The 8428-nt window shown below is 56.2% G+C and carries 10 protein-coding genes; 2 read left to right on the top strand and 8 right to left on the bottom strand.

The window, feature by feature from the left end; genetic code table 11:
• From QE270_RS04210 to QE270_RS04185, 6 genes are all read right to left on the bottom strand, one after another.
• The coding region (locus tag QE270_RS04210; protein WP_300035649.1) for an acyl-CoA dehydrogenase at positions 1-1067 on the bottom strand (1067 nt) is incomplete at its 3' end.
• Positions 1068-1069: 2 nt separating this feature from the next.
• Positions 1070-1717: a TetR/AcrR family transcriptional regulator gene (locus QE270_RS04205; protein WP_300035646.1), complete on the bottom strand. Its 648-nt coding sequence runs from the start codon at positions 1715-1717 to the stop codon at positions 1070-1072.
• Complete coding sequence (locus tag QE270_RS04200) at positions 1714-2529, bottom strand: SDR family oxidoreductase (protein WP_300035643.1); 816 nt, start codon at positions 2527-2529, stop codon at positions 1714-1716. Before QE270_RS04200 ends, QE270_RS04205 begins: the two co-directional genes overlap by 4 nt.
• Complete coding sequence (locus tag QE270_RS04195; protein WP_300035640.1) at positions 2526-3692, bottom strand: FAD-dependent oxidoreductase; 1167 nt, start codon at positions 3690-3692, stop codon at positions 2526-2528. The genes QE270_RS04200 and QE270_RS04195 overlap by 4 nt, the downstream gene beginning before the upstream one ends.
• A 5-nt stretch (positions 3693-3697) precedes the next feature.
• Positions 3698-4279, bottom strand: a complete 582-nt coding sequence (locus tag QE270_RS04190; protein ID WP_300035637.1) for a 3-phenylpropionate/cinnamic acid dioxygenase subunit beta — start codon at positions 4277-4279, stop codon at positions 3698-3700.
• A 19-nt stretch (positions 4280-4298) separates the two neighbouring features.
• Positions 4299-5687, bottom strand: coding sequence for an aromatic ring-hydroxylating dioxygenase subunit alpha (locus tag QE270_RS04185; protein WP_300035634.1), 1389 nt, complete (start codon positions 5685-5687; stop codon positions 4299-4301).
• 109 nt (positions 5688-5796) lie between these two features.
• Here QE270_RS04185 and QE270_RS04180 point away from each other — a divergent pair, with 109 nt between their 5' ends.
• Positions 5797-6009, top strand: a complete 213-nt coding sequence (locus tag QE270_RS04180; RefSeq protein WP_300035631.1) for a ferredoxin — start codon at positions 5797-5799, stop codon at positions 6007-6009.
• Positions 6009-7088 (top strand): NADH:flavin oxidoreductase, encoded by a 1080-nt coding sequence (locus QE270_RS04175; RefSeq protein WP_300035628.1) that lies wholly within the window; start codon positions 6009-6011, stop codon positions 7086-7088. Before QE270_RS04180 ends, QE270_RS04175 begins: the two co-directional genes overlap by 1 nt.
• 4 nt (positions 7089-7092) lie before the next feature.
• On the opposite strand, the gene QE270_RS04170 is transcribed toward QE270_RS04175, so the two are convergent.
• Together QE270_RS04170 and QE270_RS04165 are read right to left on the bottom strand one after the other, a co-directional pair.
• The gene (locus QE270_RS04170; protein ID WP_300035625.1) at positions 7093-7818 is read right to left on the bottom strand and encodes an SDR family oxidoreductase; all 726 of its coding nucleotides are present in this window, start codon (positions 7816-7818) and stop codon (positions 7093-7095) included.
• A 10-nt stretch (positions 7819-7828) separates the two neighbouring features.
• Positions 7829-8248 (bottom strand): nuclear transport factor 2 family protein, encoded by a 420-nt coding sequence (locus QE270_RS04165; RefSeq protein WP_300035622.1) that lies wholly within the window; start codon positions 8246-8248, stop codon positions 7829-7831.
• Positions 8249-8428: the final 180 nt, after the last annotated feature.

The raw sequence follows: 8428 nt of genomic DNA, 5'->3' as shown, positions 1-8428 counted from the left end.
GTCTGAAACATCAGTGATTCCGATGCGCTGTGGATCATCTTGATCATCTGGGCACATTGTGCACGATGTCGGGCTTTGTCTGCGATTGTCAGCTCGGCGCCGGTCAGCGCGACTTTGTCCAATTCGCCGATAAGATGGAACAGGACCAGCTTGGCGGTGTCGAGCATGGCGGCTGCCTCACCCAGATCACGCATATACGCTCCCGAGCCGGTGCGCGGGCCAATGAGGGTAGTGAGAACAGGCTTGCCAGATTCTGCAATTACGATTTCCAGCATGGCTTCAACCGCGCCGATCAACTGCGCGATGCCGGTGGTCCGCACAACCGGAACCACGGGCAGAACGTCCGACGGGGCACCAAAATGTCGCTTGGTGCGGTCAATCTGGCCTGCGCGTTCGTTCATTAACACCATTTGGCCTTCGGGGATGAACACTTCGGTCGCGACGCTGATGTCCGAACCCGTACCCTGCATTCCGGTGACATACCAAGCGTCCTTGATTGTAAGATCCTTGAATGGGATATAGCACATGCTGATGCCGGGGACGACGGGGCCGTCATAACCTTCGAGCACAACGCCCTGCTGAGCCCAGGTGGACTGGCGAGAGCCGGAGGTATAGGGCCAGGAACCGTTGATGATCCAGCCGCCGTCAACCTTGCGGGCCTTACCGGGGGGATTATACGCACCGCACACGGTTGCAGGGCCGTTTGCAAAGACGACATCCTGGACGCTGTCCGGCGCGAGGCTCGTGACCCAGCTGGTTCCATTAATGATTTGCACCACCCAGCTTATAGACGGATCGCCTTTGGCGATTTCGATCTGCATTCGACAAAAATCGGTCAAAGAGAGGCCGACGCCACCGAGACGTCTGGGCAACAAAGCGGATAGGATGTTGTTGTCGAACAACGCCTTCTCCGCCGCCTTGGTCGGCGCGCGCAGTTTCTCGCCAGCGGCGGCTTCGGCCTGAAATAGCGGGCGGAGTTCTTTGGCCTTGGCAATCATCGCGTCGGCTGTTGCGCGATCGGCAAAGGTTGTAAGGTCTTCGGTTCTCAAGTTTGCAACGGTAGCCATATTCAGTCCTTTCCTACGTCTTTCTGTTCTTGCGCGATTTTTAGCGCCCATTTCTGCACATTTTCGGCAGTATCGTTCCATATTTGTAGCCACTCTTCGCTGGCAGGAACGAGCAAGGTACTCAGTTGCATGCGGACAAGCGTTTCCACGAAGGTATCACGGTTGATTGCCTCGCCTACGAGACTATCAAAGTGGTCAAAGACCGGGCCGAGGGCATCTTGCACGGCAATTTTGTAGCGCGCGAACCGGCTACGGAAAAAGGCTAGATGGAACCCGGGCTCTACTTCGAAAACTCGGTCTGGGGAGTTTTCGCTAGTGTAGCGTGCGTAGAATTGCATCACCGTTTTGAAGCGTTCGATGGGGTCGGTGATGCCTTGCCCTGCGTCACGGATACCGTTCTCAAAGCCGGTGCAGACAAACTCGCTGACCGCTGCCAGCACTTCGTCTTTATTTGAGAAATATCGGTACAGCGTACCACGTGAAACGCCGCTTGTGTCGATGATATCGCTCATCGATAGCCGTCGCGCGCCCCGGTTGGCGATCACATCGATTGCGCCGCTAAGGATCTTGATGACGCTGGGAGAAAGCTCGACTTCATGCGCTATCGTGGGCCAGGGTTCAGTGTAGGCTTCAGCGGCGACCAGTCTCATGTGCTACCCTTTTCCAGTTCTTCGAGATTATGTGGAATACTCACATAACCGGGCAGATTTTGTCCGCCATCGACGTTGATCATTTCGCCAGTAACAAACCGAGACATTTCTGACGCGAGGAAGACGACTACGGGGCCGATGTCCTTTTCGGGGTTGCCTGCGCGTTTAAGAGGATTGGAAGCCACAACAGTTTCCATAAACCCGGGAACGTCTCTCACAAGCTGGGCAAACACCTGTCCAAGCCCGGTTGGGGCAATCGCGTTGACGCGGATGTTGAAACGGCCCCACTCGACCGCGGCACTCCGAGTCAGTCCCTCGATACCAAGCTTGTTGATATTGTAGTCACTGTGCAGCCATGCGCCGGTCTGGGCGTCAATCGAACTGAAGTTGATAACCGATCCGCCGCCGCGTTTTTTCATGTGCGGAAACGCCGCCTGCATCGCCCACCAGTTGCCCCAGACGCCAATTTCAAGCGTGCGACGCAGCATCTCGTCGGTCTTGTCCTCAAGCAGGACACCGGCGGAAAGCAGCGAGGCATTGTTGACGAGAATGTCGAGGCCGCCAAAACTGTCGACGGCCCTTTGGACCATCGCCAGAACGTCTTCTTTGACGCCCATATCGCCCGCGATACCGATGGCTTTAGAACCAAAATCCCGCTCAATTTCGGCGGCAACTGTTTCAGCGGCGGCTCCGTCACGTCCGCTGATCAGCACTGAAGCGCCTTCCGATGCCAGTGCACGTGATATGCCGTAGCCCAGACCTTTTGCGCCGCCGGTCACGATTGCGACTTTTCCATTGAGCAACTTGCTCATGCCAACTCCCCCACTTTAGTATCCATTTCCATGCGCTGTTCGGTTTTATCGCGCGTCAGAACATATCCGCGAACGACACCTCCATCGTCGATGAACAGATGCTTGTCGCCGTCTGCATCGCTTTCCACGCGGTGCCATTCGCCAACGCAGTCACGCGCGGGAGGCAGCAGGTTGATCGGGAGCAGCGTTGTCTTCACCTGAACGGCCAGCGGCGGAAAGCGAATTTCAGTCGGTGTGCCGAGCACACTTGGCGCAATCCCGCGTGCGGCCGCCATGATCGGAGTGACATATGCGGAAAGGCCGTGTTGGTATTCTGCACAGTCGCCGATTGCGTAAATATCGGGGTCACTTGTCTGGCCATATTGGTTGACCTTGATACCCTTGCCGATGTCAATTCCGGCCTCTTGCGCCAGCGCGACATTGGGGCGAAGGCCAACCGCCGAAAGCACCAGATCGGCTTCGATGTTGCTGCCATCATCCAGCGTTGCGACATAGCCTGCCCTGCCGCCCAGGTAATTGATCGCTACTACTTTGCGGCCCAGATGCCATTCGACACCTTCGCTTGCCAGCGCGTCGCGAACGCTTTCACCCACAGCGGGCGGAACCAACTGCGCGAGGGGCAAGGGTAACATATCAACGACTGCGACCTGATAATGGTTCGTGATCAGGTCATTGGCGAACTCTGTTCCGACAAGGCCCGAACCCATTATCAGCACGCGCGCGTGATCGGGAAGTTGCTCACGGAAATATGCGTAATGATCTAACTGATTGACCGAAATAGACCGGTGCGCAGCGTCGCCTTCGATTTCGGGTCGGAACGCCGTCGCGCCCATTGCAAGAACTAGCCTGTCATAGGGGATCGGGCCGCCGGTCGTACAGAGCGCCTTGCTCTTCCGGTCAATCGATTCCGCCTTCCGACCGATACGCGCGACAAGCTTCAACTGGACGATCATCTTTTCGGCGTTTGAGATCACCAAAGTTTCCGACGTCTTGCCCTTTGCCAAAGCCGTCGACAGTGCCGGCTTTGAATAGAAATGGCCGCTCTCAAGCGTTACCAGCGTCAGCTTGGCGTCGGGCGATAGCCTTCGCAATTCGCGGAGCACGCCGAACCCCGCCAGCCCGCTCCCAACAACAACAATCGAGGGCAGGGCAATGCTCCTCATATAGGTTATAGAAATACCGCAAAGTTGGCCATGCCAAGAACCGACTGATCAACAATGATCTCGCGCGTCGCCAGCTTGAAGGATCCGTTCACTTCGCGCCAGACATCGCGGCGTTCGGCACTCATTCTTTCATTTTCAGGATTATCGCCCCGGCTGCGTTCCAAAAAGAGGTAGCTCACGACTTCATATTCACCCTCCGTACCGCATTCGGCAACGCGAACGTTGGTGATAAAACGGCGGCAGCGCGATGGCGGATCTTCGGCCCACGCGCTTTTGTGTAAGCGCCCTATGCGCATCAGGATGGAATTATAATCGTCATCGAAATGGAACATCGAGCGCATCACATCGCGGTCACGGGTCGGACCGGTGCGGGTCAGCCGGATTGGGGCGGTGTAGATCAGGTCGGTGGCGAGCATCGCGGTCCAGTCGTCAAAACGCCGCTCGTCGAGCGCGGCTGCCTCGTTAAACAGCGTTTCCAATATGGCGTTATAGACGGGTGAACCCAACGGCACACGTTTCAGGCTCGTTAGGCCTCGCAATATGTTCGTGGAATCAAGCGACGCCGTTGATTGTGTCTTCCAGGTCATTGTGTGTCTCCTGCGGGTCTTATGCTTCGCTCATCAGCTTGTGATAGGCGAGCCACCAGTTCCACTGAGTGTCATCCTTGGTAAAGCCTGGGTAGAGCAGGCCATCACCTTTCCAGCCTTCGGGCCGTTCATGGCCATGCAGCGCCTTATATTTAAGCGTCATTGTCTTCGATGCGGCGCCGCGAGAATTGCGCATGATCTGCGGCCAGACGTCGGCATCATCCTGCTCGATCGTGCCTGACGTGCCCGATGCCTGAACCGAGTTCTGCAGCATGTCGCGCTTGACCTGTTCGGGCACATCCTTTTCCGCAAAGATGAAATTGACGAATTCAACTTTGTCCGGCCCCCTTGGGACATAAGTGTGAAGCGCAAGAGCGCCTGACGAGCCGCCATCCATGCGCGGGGCAAAGATGAAAAGCACCAGTATATTAGGGAATATGCCACCGACTTGAGGAGGGATAGTAGCCAATTGCTCGACCTGATCGGCCGAGAGGTTTTTGAACAGTTGCGGGATAAGCTCTGGCGTAATTCCAGGCGGCGGCAACATGTTCAGCCGTTCCTCAACCGACTTGCCCTCAAAACTAATGTCGGAAAACATTTTGAAGGTCTGCGCCGCTTCAAGACAGCGCAGCGAATGGCCTTGCGGACATGAAATATCGACACCGTACATCCCCGGCGCTTGATCGTAGATCGATTCCGCCGTTCCTCCCATTATGCCACCTTCCATAAGCGAGCGGTGGAGCGTGAGAGTGTGGAAACCGTCGGAGGCCGATTGTTCGCCGGGGATTTTCCAGTTACACGGGACAATGAACCTCTGCGGCGGGCCGAGCAGCTCAAGGCCGCTGTCCGTGCGGCAGAAAAGCTGGTCGAAGTAATATTTTGAATCACCTAGAAATTCATCGAACGAAGGGCCATCGATATTCCAAGTGGCGAAGATCAGGCCTCCGTAAACATGGACACGGGCTTTTTTTAGCCCCAGTGTCTTTTTGTCGACGTCGTTGCCGTGCATCTTCTCGCGCTCAACCGGCGCGCCGATAAAATCGCCATCGGGCTTGAATGCCCAGCCATGGTAGATGCATTGATGGATAGGCTTGTTGCCCGCTTCTGCGGTGCATACCCGCATCCCGCGATGCGGGCAGACATTGAGTGATACGTTTACATTGCCTTCTCGGTCACGCGCAATGATTACGTTGTCTTCGGCCATGTCACGGACCACAAAATCGCCAGAGTTCGGTATTTCGGTATCGTGCGCCAGCAAAAGCCATGTTTTGGCAAAGACACGCTCCATCTCGATGTCGTAAAGTTCTTTGTCGCTCATTACGCGCAACGAAACTTCGTTTGATTCGCGTATAATGAGGTCGTCGAGTTTGGTTCCGTCGCTAAGCGTAAGGCTTGATTTCTGAAGCATGGCATCACCTCCTGTCCCTAAGATCTTTTTGCTCTGGACCATGATATACATATTGAATGAAATCTGTTCAAGCTGTAATGTGCGAAAAAGAAGATTTTAGGAGACGGAAATGTCGAATCAGGACAAATTCAAAGTGGTCATCAACAAACCGGCATGTTGCGGTTATGGCGTTTGTGCGGAAATCTGCCCGGACGTTTACAAACTCGATGAAAACGGCATGGTCTATGTCGAGGACGAGTTCGTCCCCTGCGGCATGGAGGAGCTTGCAAAAGAAGGCGCCGACGCCTGCCCGCAATCAGCATTGAAGCTGGTTGCGGTTTGATGCGCGACGACCTTGCGCCGTTGTTCACGGAATTTTCCTGTGGGCCGCTAACGCTCTCGAACCGGTTTGTGATGTCGCCGATGACGCGTCAATTTTCGCCAGATGGCGAACCCGGTGATGATGTCGCGGCATATTATACCCGCCGAGCTATGGCGAAGGTTGGCCTGATTATTACAGAGGGCGTTGGGGTAGATCATCGTTCGTCGATCGGCCATGGCTCGATGAGCGAAGAAAATATCCCAATGCTGCACGGCGATGCGGCCTTGGCAGGTTGGCGCAGGGTCGTGGATAGCGTTCACCGCGCAGGCGGGAAAATCATCCCGCAACTCTGGCATATGGGCGGATTGCGAAGGGAAGGTACACCACCGCACCCGGGTGCCAAATCCATGCGCCCGAACGACATGAGCGAAGTCGAGATCGCCGACATCATTTCTGCGTTCGTGCGCAGCGCCGTCAATTCGAAGGCAGCTGGTTTCGATGGCATCGCGCTGCATGGCGGGCATGGCTATCTGATCGACAGCTTTTTGTGGGCCGAGACCAATATGCGCGGAGATGCCTATGGTGGGGACATATTGCGCCGCACGCGTTTTGCGACTGAGCTGGTCAAAGCAATCCGCGCCGAGGTCGGCCCTGATTTCCCGATCCTGTTCCGTATTTCGCAATGGAAGTTGCAGGATTATGATGCGAAGCTGGCAGAGACATCTGAACAACTTGGCGTGATAGTCGAGGCACTAGCATCAGCAGGCGTGGACATATTCGACGTCAGCACCCGCGTGTTTTCTTTGCCCGCCTTTTCTGGTTCCGACATGGGGCTGGCCGGATGGGTGCGCAAACTGTCCGGTAAGCCAACGATGACCGTGGGCGGCATTGGCTTCGACAAAGAGCTCGCGGCAAGCTTTGCTCAGCCGACACACGCGATCGATAATCTCAGTGAAGTCGTGCGGCGGTTTGGAGGCGAGGAATTTGACCTAGTCGCCTTGGGCCGTGCGTTGTTAATGGACCCAGCATGGGTTGTGAAAGCGCAGGCAGGGAAGCCATTCGAGCCTTTTGATATCACGGCCTATAGTCGGCTCGACTGAACCCCTAAAACCCCTCCGACGTCGCGTAAATATGAAGCCGTGCCGCGTTGGCGTTGCCCGTTTGCTCGCACATGAACAGGATAGCACGGGCTATGTCGTCGCCGACCATCGGCGGGATATATTCGTCCCAGCCGGCTTGGCCATGCGCTTTCATATCCTCGAAAATTTCGGTTGTGGTAGTCCCCGGCGCGACCAGTCCGACGCGTACGCCGCTGCCTGCTAGTTCGATCCGCAATACCTCGGTGAAAGCATCCAGCGCGCGTTTTAGTCCGCCGTAGACACCGGTTCCGGCGGCGGAGATGCTTGCACCGATGCTCGAGAGGTTGATGATTTGGCCGCTGCCATTGGCCTTCATATGCCGCCCAAACAGGATGCTGCTGCGCACCACGGCGGAGTAGTTGATCGCTATCATCGGTTCCAATTCTTCCAGATCGAATGTGTCGACAGGACTAGTCCGCAATATGCCCGCGTTGTTGACCAATATGTCGATAGCGCCAAGTTGCGCCTCTGCTGTATCGAGCAAAGCCTGCGCCGCGTTGGGGTGCGCAAGATCAAGCGAAACAAAGCACGCGCCGTTACCTAACTCATTCGCCAGCGCTTCCAACCGCTCTGCACGCCGCGCCACCAGCATCACTCTGGCCCCGGCACCCGCAAGCCTCCGCGCCGTCGCCTCGCCAATGCCTGACGACGCGCCGGTAATGACCGCCGTCTTTCCGCTAAGCGTTCCCATGCGTCCGATCCTAACCCAGAAAAACTGGCACGAATTGCCGTCGCGCAACCCGCCAGCCTGCGCCAGTGCGGATCAATTGATCGTCATAATAACCGATGCCGTGATGCACTGGGCCACCTTCGTTGATCGGCATCAGCAGCGCATCGACATAGGACCGCGCATGGGCCTGTCCGCCCTGCATTTCGGTTTCGATATTGGTAATGCGGTGCAGCGTCGGCCCGACATCGGCATGCACCTGCTTCATATATTGGACGATCGCGGCGGGGCCGGTCCATTTGCCAAAACTGCCATAATCGCATTCGCAATCATCTGAAAAACACGCGCGCAATTTCTCCCAATCGCGTCGGTCAATAGCGCATCCGTATGAGACAAGCAGCGCTCTGATCGCCCGTTCGTCTTGCGCGCTCAGGGTGTTGCCGCTGCTCTTCATGACATTCATCCCGCTCTCCACCACATTTTGGCCTACGCCTATTTCGGCGCTGTCAGCACCTTAGGGCGCAAGCGCTGGTGCTGGCCCTTCTTTGGATAGGCGTTTTTGCCGCTAGCGAAGACGATTGCTCTCTCTTGTTCTATCGAGGGGATTTCGCGTGCTGATATCAAGCCTGTGTAT

The sequence above is a fragment of the Sphingorhabdus sp. genome, assembly GCF_029865925.1.
In the GTDB taxonomy this organism is placed as follows: domain Bacteria; phylum Pseudomonadota; class Alphaproteobacteria; order Sphingomonadales; family Sphingomonadaceae; genus Sphingorhabdus_B.
This window is presented reverse-complemented; position numbering and strand designations above follow the sequence as displayed.